General features: G+C 63.4%; 12 protein-coding genes and 1 pseudogene. 12 read left to right on the top strand and 1 reads right to left on the bottom strand.

Annotated features, from left to right (window positions below):
• Positions 1-48 precede the first annotated feature (48 nt).
• The 9 genes from argC (at position 49) to ABIE18_RS04070 (ending at position 9,669) form a co-directional block, all read left to right on the top strand.
• Positions 49-1,080 (top strand): N-acetyl-gamma-glutamyl-phosphate reductase, encoded by a 1,032-nt coding sequence (gene argC / locus ABIE18_RS04110; protein ID WP_499721388.1) that lies wholly within the window; start codon positions 49-51, stop codon positions 1,078-1,080.
• On the top strand, positions 1,077-2,243 hold the full coding sequence (gene argJ / locus ABIE18_RS04105; protein WP_499721386.1) for a bifunctional glutamate N-acetyltransferase/amino-acid acetyltransferase ArgJ: 1,167 nt from the start codon (positions 1,077-1,079) through the stop codon (positions 2,241-2,243). The genes argC and argJ overlap by 4 nt, the downstream gene beginning before the upstream one ends.
• Positions 2,244-2,253: 10 nt before the next feature.
• On the top strand, positions 2,254-3,213 hold the full coding sequence (argB, locus tag ABIE18_RS04100; RefSeq protein ID WP_499721385.1) for an acetylglutamate kinase: 960 nt from the start codon (positions 2,254-2,256) through the stop codon (positions 3,211-3,213).
• Complete coding sequence (locus ABIE18_RS04095) at positions 3,210-4,598, top strand: acetylornithine transaminase (RefSeq protein WP_499721384.1); 1,389 nt, start codon at positions 3,210-3,212, stop codon at positions 4,596-4,598. The genes argB and ABIE18_RS04095 overlap by 4 nt, the downstream gene beginning before the upstream one ends.
• Positions 4,595-5,602, top strand: coding sequence for an ornithine carbamoyltransferase (gene argF, locus ABIE18_RS04090; protein ID WP_499721382.1), 1,008 nt, complete (start codon positions 4,595-4,597; stop codon positions 5,600-5,602). Before ABIE18_RS04095 ends, argF begins: the two co-directional genes overlap by 4 nt.
• A complete protein-coding gene (locus tag ABIE18_RS04085) occupies positions 5,602-6,138 on the top strand; it encodes an arginine repressor (RefSeq protein ID WP_216925220.1) in 537 nt (178 codons plus the stop codon). The genes argF and ABIE18_RS04085 overlap by 1 nt, the downstream gene beginning before the upstream one ends.
• A gap of 89 nt (positions 6,139-6,227) precedes the next feature.
• Complete coding sequence (locus ABIE18_RS04080; RefSeq protein WP_211711897.1) at positions 6,228-7,433, top strand: argininosuccinate synthase; 1,206 nt, start codon at positions 6,228-6,230, stop codon at positions 7,431-7,433.
• A complete protein-coding gene (argH, locus tag ABIE18_RS04075; protein WP_499721381.1) occupies positions 7,433-8,848 on the top strand; it encodes an argininosuccinate lyase in 1,416 nt (471 codons plus the stop codon). Before ABIE18_RS04080 ends, argH begins: the two co-directional genes overlap by 1 nt.
• A gap of 83 nt (positions 8,849-8,931) precedes the next feature.
• On the top strand, positions 8,932-9,669 hold the full coding sequence (locus ABIE18_RS04070; protein ID WP_499721379.1) for a maleylpyruvate isomerase family mycothiol-dependent enzyme: 738 nt from the start codon (positions 8,932-8,934) through the stop codon (positions 9,667-9,669).
• Between the two features lie 12 nt (positions 9,670-9,681).
• Here the strand turns inward: ABIE18_RS04070 and ABIE18_RS04065 are convergent.
• Positions 9,682-10,787: pseudogene (locus ABIE18_RS04065) on the bottom strand (Ada metal-binding domain-containing protein).
• 94 nt (positions 10,788-10,881) lie between these two features.
• Between ABIE18_RS04065 and ABIE18_RS04060 the strand changes: the two are divergent.
• The 3 genes from ABIE18_RS04060 (at position 10,882) to tyrS (ending at position 15,205) form a co-directional block, all read left to right on the top strand.
• On the top strand, positions 10,882-11,529 hold the full coding sequence (locus ABIE18_RS04060) for a DNA-3-methyladenine glycosylase (protein ID WP_499721863.1): 648 nt from the start codon (positions 10,882-10,884) through the stop codon (positions 11,527-11,529).
• 99 nt (positions 11,530-11,628) lie between these two features.
• On the top strand, positions 11,629-13,857 hold the full coding sequence (locus ABIE18_RS04055; protein ID WP_499721377.1) for a HelD family protein: 2,229 nt from the start codon (positions 11,629-11,631) through the stop codon (positions 13,855-13,857).
• A gap of 37 nt (positions 13,858-13,894) precedes the next feature.
• Positions 13,895-15,205, top strand: coding sequence for a tyrosine--tRNA ligase (tyrS, locus tag ABIE18_RS04050; RefSeq protein ID WP_499721376.1), 1,311 nt, complete (start codon positions 13,895-13,897; stop codon positions 15,203-15,205).
• The last annotated feature ends 895 nt before the right edge of the window (positions 15,206-16,100 follow it).

The raw sequence follows: 16,100 nt of genomic DNA, 5'->3' as shown, positions 1-16,100 counted from the left end.
ATGCATAAATATCGGCAACCATGAATAGTTTTGCTGTACAGTGGAGCTATGACTATTTCTGTTGCCGTCTCCGGTGCCAGCGGCTACGCCGGGGGAGAAGTGCTGCGCCTGCTGGCAGGCCATCCGAACGTCACTATCGGTGCGATCACTGCGCACAGCAACGCCGGTTCCAGACTAGGGGAGTTGCAGCCGCATCTCCACGGTTTGGCCAGCCGGATTCTCGAAGACACCACTGTGGAGAACCTGTCCGGGCACGATGTCGTCTTCCTGGCCCTCCCGCACGGCGCTTCTGCGGAGATCGCTGCCCAATTGCCGGAGGGCACAGTAGTCATCGACGCCGGGGCGGACCACCGCCTGCAGGATGCGGCTGCATGGGAAAAGTTTTACGGCTCGGCCCATGCCGGCACCTGGCCGTATGGGCTCCCTGAACTGCCGGGACAGCGCGACGCCCTCAAGGGTGCCAAGCGCATCGCCGTTCCCGGGTGCTACCCGACGTCGGCCCTGCTCGCCTTGACGCCCGGGTTCGCCAACAATCTCCTCCTGACGGACGACGTCGTCATTGTCGCGGCGTCCGGTACTTCCGGTGCCGGCAAGGCCGCAAAGGTCAACCTGATCGGTTCCGAAGTCATGGGTTCCATGAGTCCCTACGGTGTTGGCGGCGGCCATCGGCACACGCCGGAAATCGAGCAGGGACTGTCCAATGCCGCCGGCGAGCCGGTGACGGTGTCCTTTACTCCTACCCTGGCGCCGATGAGCCGCGGCATCCTCACCACGGCTACTGCAAAAGTTGGCCACGGCGTTACGTACGCGGAGCTGCGCCAAGCCTGGGCGGACTCCTACGACGACGAACCGTTCGTCCACCTCCTGCCTGAAGGCCAATGGCCCACTACCAAGTCGGTGCAGGGTTCCAACCATGCCGTCATGCAGGTGGCTTTTGATCAGCACGCTGGCCGTGTGATCGTGACGTGCGCCATCGACAACCTCACCAAGGGAACTGCCGGCGGAGCCGTGCAGTCCATGAATATTGCCCTCGGCCTGGACGAAACCGCCGGCCTGAACCTGCAGGGAGTTGCACCGTGACCATTACCGCACCCAAGGGATTCCGGGCTTCCGGCATCAAAGCCGGCATCAAAGCATCCGGCAACCCGGACCTGGCCCTTGTCGTCAACGACGGTCCGCAAAAGTCCGCTGCTGCAGTCTTCACCTCAAACCGCGTAGCCGCTGCTCCGGTTCACTGGTCACGCCAGGTGGTCAGCGATGGACGTGTGGACGCCGTGATCCTGAACTCCGGGGGAGCCAACGCCTGCACTGGTCCGCAGGGATTCCAGAACACCCACGCCACGGCCGAGAAAGTGGCGGAAGTGCTGGGAGTCTCAGCTTCCGACGTCGTTGTTTGCTCCACTGGCCTGATCGGCGAGCAATTGCCGATGGATAAGATCCTTCCGGGCGTTGAAGCCGCATTCGGCGAGCTGTCCGCAGACGGCGGTTCGGCTGCCGCAACAGCCATCATGACTACGGACAGCGTGTCCAAGGAAGCCGTGTTCTCAGGGACTGATGCGGAGGGCAATCAATTCACCGTTGGCGGCATCGCCAAGGGTGCCGGCATGCTGGCCCCCGGCCTGGCAACGATGCTGGTTGTCCTCACCACCGACGCCGAGGTACCGGCGGACGAGCTCGACGTCGTCCTCCGCGACGCCACGCGTGTCACCTTTGACCGCGCCGACTCCGACGGCTGTATGTCCACCAACGACACCGTGGTGCTGCTGGCATCAGGTGCCTCGGAAGCTTTGCCTTCAGCGGAGCAGCTGAGCGAGGCCATCACGAAGGTCTGCGCCGAGTTGGCCCGTAAGCTCATCGGCGACGCCGAAGGTGCAAGCCACGACATCGCCATACGTACCTTCAATGCAGCAAGCGAACGCGACGCCGAGATCGTTAGCCGCGCCGTTGCACGCTCCAACCTCTTCAAAGCTGCCATCTTCGGCAAGGACCCCAACTGGGGACGGGTGCTCTCCGCCGTGGGCACCACCGATGCTGTGTTCGAGGCGGATCAGCTCAACGTGTCCATGAACGGTGTGCAGATCTGCCGCAACGGCAGCATCGGCGAGGACCGTAACCTTGTTGACCTGGAACCCCGTGAAGTGCTCGTCGACATCGACCTTCAGGCCGGCGACGCCGAGGCAACCATCTGGACCAATGACCTCACGCACGACTACGTGCATGAGAACAGCGCATACTCGAGCTGAGCGGATGACTATGACTGCGCACACCCGTGAAACCACCTCTACGAGCCACGTCTCGGCGGAAGCAGCCCAGGACAAAGCGGGCACGCTGATCGAGGCACTGCCGTGGATCCAGCGTTTCGCCGGCACCACCATGGTGATCAAGTACGGCGGCAACGCCATGGTCAACGATTCCCTTCGCCGTGCCTTCGCCGAGGACATCGTGTTCCTCCACCACGTGGGCATTCACCCTGTGGTGGTCCACGGCGGCGGCCCCCAGATCAACTCCATGCTGGGCAGGCTTGGTATCGAGTCCGAGTTCAAGGGTGGATTGCGCGTCACCACTCCGGAAGCCATGGACGTGGTGCGCATGGTCCTCACCGGTCAGGTGGGACGCGAACTGGTGGGCTTGATCAATTCCCATGGTCCGTACGCTGTTGGCATGTCCGGCGAGGATGGCGGCCTGTTGCGCGCAGTCCGCACCGGCACCGTGGTGGACGGCGAGGAAGTTGACCTCGGCCTGGTGGGCGAAGTCGTAGGCGTGGACCCCGCCGGTATCAAGGACATCCTCGACGCCGGTCGCATCCCGGTGATCTCGACGGTCGCCCCGGAAATCCTCGACGACGGCAATGGTTCCGGTCCCACTACCGGCCAGGTCCTGAACGTCAACGCGGACACTGCAGCTGCCGCCGTCGCCTCCGCCCTGGGCGCCACCAAGCTGGTCATCCTGACCGACGTCGAAGGCCTGTACGCCAACTGGCCGGACAAATCATCGCTGATCTCATCACTGACCGCATCGGAACTCCGTGAGATGCTGCCCAGGCTCGAGTCCGGCATGATCCCGAAGATGGCCGCGTGCCTGAAGGCGATCGACGAAGGTGTGGAACAAGCACACATCGTTGACGGCCGTCTGGCGCACTCGATGCTGCTGGAAACCTTTACCACTGCGGGTATCGGCACGCAGGTAGTACCCGACGAGGAAGTAAACGCATGAGCGAAACTGTTGGCCTCAGCCCGACCGGCGATGGGACCCCCGCCCGTCCCCAGCCGCTCCCCATCCTCGCAAGCTCGGACGGGGACCCCGGCGGCAGTGGGCCCATCGCGGTGCCCGACCACACCCGGGGCCCCATCGCCGGATCGGATGCCAAAGCTTCCGTCATAACTGGGGTTAGTAATGGAGCCGACTGGCTTGCCCGTTACTCGTCGTCCCTCATGGGTGTCTTCGGCACGCCTCAGCGGGTCCTGGTCCGCGGTGCAGGCTGCCTCGTGTGGGACGCGGATGGGAAGGAGTACCTGGACCTCCTGGGCGGTATTGCCGTGAACGCCCTGGGCCACGCCCACCCGTTCGTCACCTCGGTCATTTCCAGCCAGCTCGCCACGCTTGGACACGTGTCCAACTTCTTTACGAGCCCCACGCAGATTGCCCTGGCTGAAAAGCTTCTGGCCATCACCAACGCTCCCGCCGGTTCCAAGGTTTTCTTTGCCAACTCCGGCACGGAAGCCAACGAGGCAGCGTTCAAACTGGCCCGCCGGAACAGCGACGCCAAACGCACCAGGATCATCGCCCTTGAAGGCGCTTTCCATGGCCGCACCATGGGTGCCCTCGCGCTCACGGCCAAAGAGGCTTACCGGGCACCGTTCGAGCCCCTGCCCGGCGGCGTGGTCCACATCCCGTTCGGTGACATCGAAGCCCTGCGCTCCGCCGTCGACGAATCCACAGCAGCCGTCTTCCTGGAACCAATCCAAGGCGAAGCGGGTGTCCGGCCGCTGAGCGCCGAATACCTGCAGGCAGCCCGCGAAGCCACGACGGCAGCAGGTGCCTTGTTGATTTTGGACGAGGTCCAGACCGGCATCGGCCGGACGGGCAAATGGCTGGCCAGCGAAGATGCCGGCATCGTGCCCGACGCGATCACGCTTGCCAAGGGACTTGGTGGCGGGTTCCCGGTCGGCGCGCTGATTACTTTCGGAAGCACGACGTCGGCCCTGCTCACCGCCGGACAGCACGGAACCACTTTCGGTGGAAACCCCGTGGCCACGGCGGCCGCTCTTGCCACGCTGCACGCGATCGAGAGCCAGGGTGTCCTCCAGAATGTCCTGAGTGTTGGGGCATACCTACGCGAGGGCCTTGCCCGAGTGGACGCCGTGACCGAGGTTCGCGGTGAGGGCCTGTTGATCGGGTTCGACGTGGACGCACCCGTTGCGCCCGCCATGGTCACCGCAGCACTGGACGCGGGATTCATCATCAACAGCCCCGGGCCAAAGACCATCCGGCTGGCACCTCCGCTGATCCTCACGATCGAACAGGCGGACCGATTCCTGGCGGCGCTGCCTGAGCTGATTGCCACGGCTACCGCCCAAACTGCTAAGGACGCACAGTGACTATATCCACCACCACCCGTCACTTCCTCAAGGACACGGACCTGAGCCCGGCTGAGCAAGCCGAGGTCCTTGAGCTCGCTGCCCGGATGAAAGCGGCGCCGTACAGCGTCCAACCCTTCGCCGCCGATGGCAACGGCCGTAAGACCGTGGCTGTCATCTTCGACAAGACCTCCACCCGTACCCGTGTTTCCTTCGCCACCGGCATTGCGGACATGGGCGGGAACGCCCTCATCATCAATCCCGGTGAAGCGCAGATTGGCCACAAGGAATCCGTGGAGGACACCGCCAAGGTCCTGGAGCGCATGGTCTCCACCATCGTGTGGCGTACAGGGGCCCACTCCGGCCTGGTGGCCATGGCGGAAAATTCCAAGGTCCCCGTCATCAACGCCCTGTGCGACGATTACCACCCCTGCCAGCTCCTCGCGGACCTTCTGGCGGTCAAGGAGCACAAAGGTGAACTGAAGGGCCTGAGCATGGCCTACCTCGGTGATGCGGCCAACAACATGGCCAATTCCTACCTTCTGGCTGGCGTCACCGCTGGCATGCACGTCCGCATTTCAGGACCCGAAGGCTACCTGCCCGCAGCCGAAATCGTTGCTGCAGCAGAAGAGCGTGCTGCCGAGACCGGTGGCTCTGTGCTCATCACGAGCGATGCCGCAGAGGCCCTCAAGGGCGCCGACGTCGTGGCCACGGATACATGGGTGTCAATGGGACAGGAAGCGGAGAAGGAAGCCCGGATGCAGTTGTTCCGCGACTACTCCGTCGATGAGGCAGCCATGGCACAGGCCGCACCCGACGCCGTCGTTCTTCACTGCCTTCCCGCTTACCGTGGCTATGAAATTTCCGCCGGCGTCATCGACGGCCCGCAGTCCATCGTCTGGGACGAGGCGGAGAACCGCCTCCACGCCCAGAAGGCACTCATGGCATGGCTGATGCACCGTTCCGGACTCGCGTTCGTGGACGGGCTGTCTCCCGTCGAAGGCACTGGGGAGAGCACGTTCTAGTGTCCACGAATCCGTCGGTTCCGGGCGCAAGCCCGGCCACCAAGACTGCCCGTCAGGCGCGTATCACCGCGATTCTGACGGGTGAGTCCGTGCGTTCCCAGGCAGAGCTTGCAGCCCTGCTGGCGGACGACGGCGTTCAGGTCACCCAAGCCACGCTGTCCCGGGACCTTGTGGAACTTGGCGCGGTGAGGGTCCGTGGCAAGGAAGGCGCCCTGGTCTATGCCGTTCCGGGGGAGGGCGGGGACCGCAATGCCAAGAGCGGCGTCACGCAGGAGATCCTGGACGCACGGCTTTCCCGGCTATGCGGTGAGCTGCTGGTTACTGCCGAGGCCTCGGGCAACATTGTGGTCCTGCGAACACCTCCGGGGGCCGCGAACTTCCTGGCACTGGCCATCGATCACTCCGTAATGCCGTCGGTATTGGGTACGATCGCAGGCGACGACACTCTGCTGTTGGTTGCCAGGGATCCCGACGGCGGGGCGGAACTCGCGGCTCGCTTCCTCCAGCTGGCCGAGGAAGCCGGACCCGGAAACTAAACGCCGTGCACGCGGCCCATGACTTTCACAGCATTGATTCACACAGCATTGATTTCAAATGAACCAAGCAACAACAAAGGAGCACTCTCGTGACTGAGCGCATTGTTCTGGCCTACTCCGGTGGCCTTGATACGTCCGTAGCCATTGGCTGGATCGGTGAAGCCACCGGCGCCGAGGTCATCGCTGTGGCCGTCGACGTCGGACAGGGCGGCGAGTCCCTGGAGACCATCCGCCAGCGCGCCCTCGGTTGCGGCGCCGTCGAGGCTTACGTGGCCGACGCCCGCGACGAGTTCGCCAATGAGTACGCCATGCCCACGCTGAAGGCCAACGCCCTCTACCAGGGCCACTACCCGCTGGTCTCGGCTATCTCGCGTCCGGTTATCGTGAAGCACCTCGTGAAGGCTGCCCGCGAATTTGGTGCCACCACCGTCGCTCACGGCTGCACGGGCAAGGGCAATGACCAGGTTCGCTTCGAAGTTGGCATCCAGACCCTCGGCCCGGACCTGAAGTGCATTGCACCGGTCCGCGACCTCGCACTGACCCGCGACAAGGCCATCGCCTTCGCCGAGGAAAAGGGTCTGCCGATCGAGACCACCAAGAAGAACCCGTACTCGATCGACCAGAACGTCTGGGGACGCGCCGTCGAGACCGGTTACCTCGAGGACATCTGGAACGCTCCCACCAAGGACATCTACGACTACACCGCCACCCCGGAGTTCCCGCCGGCGCCGGATGAGGTCACCATCTCCTTCCAGGCCGGCGTGCCGGTAGCCATCGACGGAGTCAAGGTCACCCCGCTGCAGGCCATCCAGGAGCTGAACCGCCGTGCAGGCGCACAGGGCGTTGGCCGCATCGACGTCGTCGAGGACCGCCTGGTGGGCATCAAGTCCCGCGAAATCTATGAAGCACCGGGTGCCATGGCGCTGATCACCGCGCACAAGCACCTCGAGGACATCACCATTGAGCGCGAGCAGGCCCGCTTCAAGGCCACCGTTGGCCAGCGCTGGGCCGAACTGGTGTACGACGGCCAGTGGTTCTCCCCGCTGAAGCGCTCGCTGGACGCCTTCATCGAGGACACCCAGAAGTACGTTTCCGGTGACATCCGCATGGTCCTCCACGGAGGTCAGGCAATCGTCAACGGTCGTCGCTCCGAGACCTCGCTGTATGACTTCGACCTCGCCACCTACGACACCGGCGACACCTTCGACCAGTCCATGGCACGCGGCTTCATCGAGCTGTGGGGCATGTCCTCCAAGGTTGCCTCTGGCCGCGACCTGCGCGTCGCAGGCGAGTAATGACGTCGGCAACAAACGAAGGTGCACTGTGGGGCGGCCGGTTCGCCGGCGGCCCCGCGGATGCGCTGGCAGCATTGAGCAAGTCCACGCACTTTGACTGGCGGCTGGCCCGCTATGACATCGCCGGCTCCAAGGCGCACGCCCGCGTGCTGGCCAAGGCCGGTCTGCTGGACGACGCCGAGCTTGAAGGCATGCTCGCAGCCCTCACCCAGCTGGACGAGGACGTGGCAAGCGGCGCCTACCTGCCGGCCGAGAGTGATGAGGACGTTCACGGTTCACTGGAACGTGGCCTGATCGAGCGTGCCGGAACACAGTTGGGCGGCAAGCTCCGTGCCGGCCGTTCCCGGAACGATCAAGTGGCAACGCTCGGCCGCATGTTCCTGCGCGATCACGCAAGGATCATTGCCGGTGGGGTTCTTGCCACCATTGATGCCCTGGTGGACCAGGCCCAGGCCCACCAAGGTGTGGCCATGCCTGGCCGGACGCACCTGCAGCACGCCCAGCCGGTATTGCTGAGCCATCACCTTCTTGCCCACGCGTGGGCATTGCTGCGCGATGTGCAGCGCCTCCAGGATTGGGACAAGCGTGCTGGCGTTTCGCCATACGGTTCGGGTGCCCTGGCAGGTTCGTCGTTGGGACTGGACCCAGAGGCCGTTGCGGCTGATCTTGGCTTCTTCTCGGCTGTGCACAACTCGATCGACGGCACCGCCTCCCGCGATGTCTTCGCCGAGTTCGCATGGGTCTGCTCCATGATTGGCGTGGATCTGTCCCGGATCTCCGAGGAAGTCATCTTCTGGGCAACCAAGGAATTCTCCTTCGTGACCCTGCACGACTCGTACTCCACGGGGTCCTCGATCATGCCGCAGAAGAAGAACCCGGACGTTGCCGAGCTCGCGCGCGGCAAGGCAGGACGCCTCATTGGCAACCTGACCGGACTGCTGGCAACGCTCAAGGGCCTGCCGCTCGCGTACAACCGCGATCTTCAGGAGGACAAGGAACCGGTGTTCGACGCCGCCGACACCCTGGAGCTGCTGCTTCCGGCTGTGTCCGGCATGATCGCGACCCTCAAGTTCAACACCGAGCGCATGGAATCCCTGGCTCCCCAGGGCTTTGCGCTGGCCACGGACATTGCAGAATGGCTCGTCCGCCAGGGCGTTCCCTTCCGTGAAGCACACGAGCTGTCCGGTGCTGCCGTCAAGCAGGCCGAAGGTCGTGGCGTGGAGCTGTGGGACCTGACGGATGAGGAATACGCAGCAATCTCGGAGCACCTCACTCCAGAGGTTCGCAGCGTTCTGAGCACTGAAGGTTCGCTCAACAGCCGCAACTCGCAGGGCGGAACTGCACCGGCCGCCGTCGAACGCCAATTGGTGGCGCTCAAGGCAGAACTGGACGCAGCGCGCAGCTACGCCAGCTGAACCACGACGGGACGGCACCCCGCAGGCAGGCTTCCAGCCTATCTGCCACGGGGTGTCGTCCCGCTGTGCGTTAACATGGCGCTATGACCGCAATCACAGCTGAGACGCTGCCCGCAGAGCTTCACAAAGCCGCTGACGTCGTCACCCGCATCCTTGCCAAACTCGACGACTCTTCGATCCCGGAACCGTCCGAGCTCCCGGACTGGACCCGCGGCCATGTTCTGGCCCACCTCGCCGGAATTGCGAATGCCATGGACAGGCAACTGGAGTTCGCCCGGCGTGGCGAAACCATCGACCTGTATGACGGTGGAGTTCAAGGCCGCACGAAAGCGATCGAACTTGCCGCCGGGCACAGCCTTCAGGAACACAAGCAGTCCGTGGAAACCGCCTTGGCGCGGGCGCTCTCAGCGTTCGACGCCTTGGGACCCGACGACTGGGCTGCGCGCATCAGTTACCGGGACGGAACAGTCCTCGACGGCGGTCTGGCGCTGTGGCGCGAACTCGTCATCCACGCTTCGGACGTGGGTTTGGGCTACGGCCCGGAAACCTGGAGCCGCCCCTTCTGCGAGCACCTGTTCACTTTCCTCGAAGCACGCGTCCCGGAGACGTACAAATTTGTCTTGCAGCCCACGGGACTGCCGCAGCGGGTCATTGGCCACGGGGGCACATCGATTGCCATTACGGGCATGCTCACGGACATTGCTGCATGGCTCGCCGGCCGCGAACCTAGCCTGGGAAGCCTGCGAGCTACCGCGGCTGCCGACGGCGTCGACTTGCCGGACCTGCTCCCATGGCCCGCTGCACTTCCCGCACCCCGCTAGGCCGATCTTCTCTCACATCCTGACGCTTTTGGGGCGATCTTCTCTCACGTCCTGACGGGTTTCAGGCGATGCGTCGTTGGGCTTTGCTGCCGCCCGCCACAAGTGCATGGTGGCGTAGGACCGCCAGGGGCTCACTTCCCGGAAGTCAGAGCTGAGGCCCGGGCCAGGCGGGAGGACTTTCAACCCGTTTCGAACTGCCGCGTCATTGCCCAGGAAAACGTCCGGCGCTCCGAGCACCCGCATGGCGACGTACCCTACAGTCCACGGCCCAACTCCTGGCAATGGCAGCAGCTTGCGCTCCAGCGCGGCAACGTCGTCGCCGTAGCCAAACTCAAGGGCCCCTGTGGCCATAGCTTCGGCCGCAGCAATGACGGACTCGATGCGACGCCGGGGTCCCCGCAGCCATAGCTCCTGGTTCCGTCGGCTTCCGTACGTGCCACCTCAATTCCGGGCACTGCACGGACGGCCAGGAAGTCGAAGATGCCTGGATCAAATGGTTCCCGGTAAGGCAGGTTAAGCGTCAGGGCAGTCGGCGCGGCAGCACCCCGGCGAACGCCGGACTTTGCGCCTGTGGCACGCAACGCCGTCGGGGTCATCGCAAAAACCTCGCCGATGGTGTCGTTGAATTGCCGCACGCTATTGAACCCCGAGGCGAAGGCGACATCGGCGAGGAGCATGTTTGTTGAGACCAACAGCGTCCTGGCCGTCTGCGCCCTGCTGGCCCGTGCCAGTGAGAGCGGGCCGGCGCCCAGCTCATGGCTAAGGATCCGGTTGAGCTGGCGCGCTGAATAACCCAGACGGTGGGCCAGACCGTCGACGCCCTCGCGGGTGATCACGCCGTCGTTGATCAAACGCATTGCACGGCCTGCAACGTCAGATCGGATGTTCCAAGCCGGTGTTCCGGGGACGGCTTCAGGGAGGCATCGCTTGCAAGCGCGATACCCGGCTTCGTGGGCAGCGGCCGAGGTCTCGTAAAACGTGACGTTCTCGGCCTTCGGCGTCCGGGCGGGGCAGGACGGCCGGCAGTAGATACCAGTCGAGCTGACGGCCGTGAAGAACTGCCCGTCGAAGCGGGTGTCGCGGGCGTCAATTGCCCTGTAGCGCTGCCAGAAGTCCATTCCCTCATCCTGTCAGGAGTCCACGTCCGCTGCTAGCGGAAATCGGACATGGCCGTTCCACGATTTTTGCTAGGGTCTGGGCATGAGCTCGTCCATGGAGAAGGGAGTCAGCGATCCCGAAAAAGTACGTAAGTTCCTTGAGGGCGACCCACGTGCCATCGCTCCACTGATCCTCGGTGCCGTGCTCACCCACCACTCCGAAGCCGGCCCGGTCGCGGTGAGGCTTACTGAAGTGGAGGCGTACATGGGCCCACGCGATTCCGAACACCCCGATCCCGGATCGCACACTTTCGGCGGTCCCACGGCCCGTAACGCACCCATGTTCGGACCGCCAGGATTCCTGTACGTCTACTTCACCTATGGCATGCACTACTGCGCCAACATTGTCTGCGGCCCCAAGGGTTCACCGTCTGCGTTGCTCTTGCGGGCCGGCGAGATTGTAGAAGGGGAGGGGCTTGCCACTGTCCGAAGGCCTGCCTCCAAAACGCACAAGGACTTGGCCAGTGGACCTGCACGCCTGGCATCGGCGCTGGCACTTACGACGGCGGACACGGGCCGTGACGCGCTCGCCTCACCGTTCAGCTTCTGGCTGCCTAAGACGCCGGCACCGGCCGTGGCCAGCGGACCGCGGGTTGGGGTGGCTGGCCCCGGTGGAAGTACGGACTATCCCTGGCGTTTCTGGATCGAAGATGATCCAACGGTGTCACGGTACAAAGCGGCGCGGCCACGCAACCGGGCGTGAACTTTGGCCGCTGGTCCGCCATATGACCTGGACCCCACGCGTTTACCAAAATCGCTGTAGAATGGACGGTCTGTCTTTTGCGATAGGGGTTACGGTTCGATGCACGACGCTGATTTGGTCCACGAGCAGGAATACGTTGCTGGGCTATACGCCCGGCTCGATGAGCTGCGCGAAGAAAAGCGCGCCCAGCTGGCCCAGGTGCGCAAGGCTGGTGCAGTGGGAACCATGCAGAACGTGTCCGAACGTGACGCGTTCGCCGCGCTGTATGAGGACCGCCTTGCCCAGCTCGACGCCGTCGACGACCGTCTGGTTTTCGGCCGCCTGGATCTGGACTCGGGTGAGGCTCAGTACATTGGCCGCATCGGGTTGTCTACGGCCGATCTGCAGCGGCTCATGGTTGACTGGCGCGCGCCCGAAGCCGGCCACTTCTACCAGGCCACCGCATTCGACCGACAAGGTGTGCGCCGCCGTCGACACCTGATCCTGCAAGGCCGCGACGTGAAGGCGATCGAGGACGATGTCCTGGATGCCGGGATGCTCGCGGACAACGATTCCCTGCAGGGCGAGGGCGCGCTCCTTGCGGCCCTGAATTCCAAGCGCACGGGCCGCATGTCCGACATCGTGGGAACCATCCAGTCGGAGCAAGACAGGATCATCCGTTCCTCGATCTCGGGGGCGCTCGTCGTACAAGGTGGTCCAGGAACGGGTAAGACCGCAGTGGCACTGCACCGCGCCGCCTACCTCCTGTACACGCACCGTGATCGCCTTAAGAGTGCCGGCGTCCTGCTGGTGGGGCCGTCGTCGTCCTTTATGCACTACATCGAGCGTGTGCTGCCGTCGCTGGGCGAGACCGGCGTCGTCATGGCCAGTCTTGGGCGGCTCATGCCCGGAATCCACGCTGTTCCCGAGGAAGATCCCGACGTCGCGGCCCTCAAAGGCAAGCTCGACATGGCCACGGTGGTGGCCAACGCTGTAGCGAACCGCCAGCGCACGCCTGCAGAAGACCGCATTCTCGAAGTGGATTCCCGCAAGCTGACGCTGACCGTCCGCCAGGTCCGCCGGGCACGGGAAAAGGCCCGGGCCACCGGCAAACCCCACAACGAAGCCCGGCTGACGTTCGTCAAGATCCTGCTCCGTGAGCTCACGGAGCAACTGACGGACCTCGTCGAGGAATCGAACATCGGCAATAACGCAGATCGCGCTTACCTCGCCGAAGACGTCCGGTCTGCCCGGGACGTCCGTATCGCATTGAACCTGTGCTGGATGCCGATGACACCGGAGAAACTGATCTCCGAGCTCTTCAGCAAGCCTGCCATCCTGGAAGCCTGCACGCCGCACCTCACACCGGAACAGCGATCCCTCCTGCAGAGGCCCGTCGATGCTCCCTGGACCGAGGCGGACGTGCCGCTCCTGGACGAAGCTGCCGAGCTGCTCGGTGAGCTGGACCCTGCCGCGGGCAGGGGACTGGCCCAGCAGGAAGCCGACCGCGCCCGCGATCTCGCCAATGCCAAGCAGACCCTGGCCAACATGGAAGCCATGGGCGTGGATGTCCTGGTGAGCGCCGAAGAACTGGCAGACCAGAACCAGGAACGCGAGAACCGGCTCACCGCAGCCGAGCGCGCCACGAGTGACCGTTCCTGGGCTTTCGGCCACATCGTGGTTGATGAGGCACAGGAGCTTTCGGCCATGCAGTGGCGGCTCCTCGTGCGTCGCTGCCCGTTGAAGTCCTTCACGATCGTGGGGGACATCGCCCAAACGAGTGCCGCGGCCGGCGCCAATTCGTGGCAAAGCGCGCTGGCGCCGTCGTTCGGTGACCGCTGGCAGCTCGAAGAGCTCACCGTCAACTACCGCACGCCGTCCCAGATCGCGGAAGCCGCTGTCAGGATGGCCAACCGCGCAGGCCTTGTGGTCTCAGCTCCGAAGGCCGTGCGCGAAGGCAAATGGTCGCCCATTGTGGACCGCGTCGAAGCGGACGGAATTGTCTCCCGGCTGGTCGAGGTCCTGCCCGAGGAAGTGGAAGCAATCGACGGCGGCCTGCTGGCTGTGATCGCCGATGGCCCACTGCTGCCGCAGGCGGCTGCGGCGCTGCGTGAAATCTACGGCCGGCGCATCGGCTCGGGAGCCGGAAGCTACGAGCAGGACATCGTGGTCATCAGCCCCAAGGAAGCGAAGGGCCTGGAATTTGATGGCGTCATCGTCCTGGAACCAGCCGCCATGCTCAATCACGAGCACGGCAAGGTGGGCGACCTCTACGTCGCTATGACCCGACCCACGCAACGGCTCAGGCTCATCGCTGCGGCACCGCTGCCTGCCGGCATTGAACGCTAGGAAAAGCAGGCTCAACAATCCTGCTAACTTAGAACTCGTGTCACACGTAAACAACATCGAGTCCCAGCACAACGATCCCGCCTTTGCCAACATCTGGCAGGAGCTCAAATGGCGCGGCCTTGTCCACGTTTCCACCGATGAAACGGAACTGGAAAAGCTGCTCGCCGGGGACCCGATCACGTATTACTGTGGCTTCGACCCCACCGCCCCGTCCCTTCACCTGGGTAACCTGGTGCAGCTCCTCCTGATGCGTCGATTGCAGCTGGCCGGCCACAAGCCGCTCGGCCTGGTTGGCGGGTCCACGGGCCTGATCGGCGATCCACGTCCGACGGCGGAACGCACCTTGAACACCAAGGACACCGTTGCGGAGTGGGTCGGCTACCTCCAGGGCCAGGTGCGCCGTTTCCTCAGTTTTGAGGGCGACAACGCGGCGCGCATGGTCAACAACCTGGACTGGACGGCGCCGCTGAGCGCCATCGATTTCCTGCGTGAAATCGGCAAGCACTTCCGCGTGGGCACCATGCTGCGCAAGGATGCTGTCGCCTCGCGGTTGAGCTCCGACGAGGGCATCAGCTACACCGAGTTCAGCTACCAGATCCTGCAGGGCATGGATTACCTCCAACTGTTCCGCGACTACGGCTGTGCACTGCAGACCGGTGGGTCGGACCAGTGGGGCAACCTCACCAGCGGCACCGAACTCATCCGCAAGGTGGAGGGCAAGAGCGTCCACGCCCTGGGTACGCCGCTCATCACCAACTCCGACGGCACCAAGTTCGGCAAGAGCGAGGGCAACGCCATTTGGCTGGACCCCGAAATGTGCAGCCCGTACGCGTTCTACCAGTTCTGGCTGAACACGGCCGATGCCGATGTTGTCGATCGGCTGAAGGTCTTCACCTTCCTTTCACGTGCGGAAATTGACGAGCTTGGCCAGTCTGTTGCTGAGCGGCCCTTTGCCCGCGAAGGCCAGAAGAAGCTTGCGAGCGAAGTCACCTCGTTGGTACACGGGATCGATGCGACCGAAAAGGTCATCGCAGCCTCCGCGGCCCTATTTGGCAACGGCGACCTCACCGTCCTGGACGAGCACACCCTGGAATCAGCGACGGCGGAACTTCCATCGGCGAAGATCAGTGCCGACGGTCTAGGCATCATTGACTTGCTCGTGGCCTCCGGTTTGTCCGACAGCAAGTCGGCAGCCCGCCGGACCGTGGGGGAAGGCGGCGCCTACGTGAACAACACGAAGGTGTCCGATCCCGACGCCGTCATCGCCCAGGACGAGCTCCTGCATGGCCGGTACCTGCTCCTTCGCCGGGGCAAGAAGAACCTGGCGACCATTGAGGTTTCAGCCTAACTTTTCTCAGTAGTCCAGTTTTGAAAGGGCCGGTAACCGTTATGGTTGCCGGCCCTTTTGCGTTTGATTTGCCGCCCGGGGTTGTTCTCTCACATCGTCGGTGTTTTTGAGCATTCTTCTCTCACGTCGGGACGTGTTTTGGGGATCGTTCCGTCACATCCCGAGGTGTTTTGGGGTTTGTTCTCTCATGTCTGTTGTTTCTTGGTGGCGGGGTTGGGAATGTTCGACGGCGGTGGTTGGGTTTGGTGTTGGGCGGCCGGGGCGTGGGTTTTGGTTGGTGTGACGGGCTTCACGGGTGGTTGTTTTGGTGGTTTTGGGGTGGTTTTGGGTTTGGGTGGCCCTGTTTGGCTTGTGTTTGCGGGGGTTTTTGGGGGTGTGGGGGTGGATTTGTGTCTGGGTTGGTGGGCGTGTAATGTCTTCTGAGTCGCCGCGAGTGAGACAGCTTGGTGCTGGGAACTGCGGGGGCCAACCCCTTTGATAACAGCCTGGAATATGGTGCGCTTTTGGGCGTGCCGGTGCCGGGTGGGGCCGAAGATCGGATCGAAAATCGCGGAAACGTTGATTTGCATGGATCGGGTTGATCGGGTAAGTTTGAAAAGTTGCTCCGGAGCGATCCTGTGGCCCTGTAAGGGTCCGGTGGTGCCGGTTAGTGTCTGTTGTTTGAGAACTCAATAGTGTGCCAAGTTTGTTGATGCCGATTGTTTTATTGATTGGTTGAAATTATGGCCAGGTTGCTGCGCACCCCCGTGTGTGGTGGTCTGGTTTTCAGCTGGTTTCGAATTTTGTGCAGCCGTGTCCGTCGTTATTTCCGGTGGGTGTGGTTGTGTCTGTTTGATTTGTTTTACTTCAACGGAGAGTTTGATCCTGGCTCAGGATGAACGCTGGCGGCGTGCTT

The sequence above is a fragment of the Arthrobacter sp. 2762 genome (assembly GCF_040548745.1).
Lineage (GTDB): Bacteria > Actinomycetota > Actinomycetes > Actinomycetales > Micrococcaceae > Arthrobacter.
Note: the sequence above shows the minus strand (reverse complement) of the source record. Positions and strands in the feature narration are given on the sequence as shown.

Bases quoted from the DNA above. Each gene is read 5' to 3' on its own strand.
- ABIE18_RS04070 (WP_499721379.1), top strand. From the start codon at position 8,932: ATGACCGCAATCACAGCTGAGACGCTGCCCGCAGAGCTTCACAAAGCC.
- ABIE18_RS04095 (WP_499721384.1), top strand. From the start codon at position 3,210: ATGAGCGAAACTGTTGGCCTCAGCCCGACCGGCGATGGGACCCCCGCC.
- ABIE18_RS04055 (WP_499721377.1), top strand. From the start codon at position 11,629: ATGCACGACGCTGATTTGGTCCACGAGCAGGAATACGTTGCTGGGCTA.
- ABIE18_RS04060 (WP_499721863.1), top strand. From the start codon at position 10,882: ATGGAGAAGGGAGTCAGCGATCCCGAAAAAGTACGTAAGTTCCTTGAG.
- argH (WP_499721381.1), top strand. From the start codon at position 7,433: ATGACGTCGGCAACAAACGAAGGTGCACTGTGGGGCGGCCGGTTCGCC.
- argB (WP_499721385.1), top strand. From the start codon at position 2,254: ATGACTGCGCACACCCGTGAAACCACCTCTACGAGCCACGTCTCGGCG.
- argC (WP_499721388.1), top strand. From the start codon at position 49: ATGACTATTTCTGTTGCCGTCTCCGGTGCCAGCGGCTACGCCGGGGGA.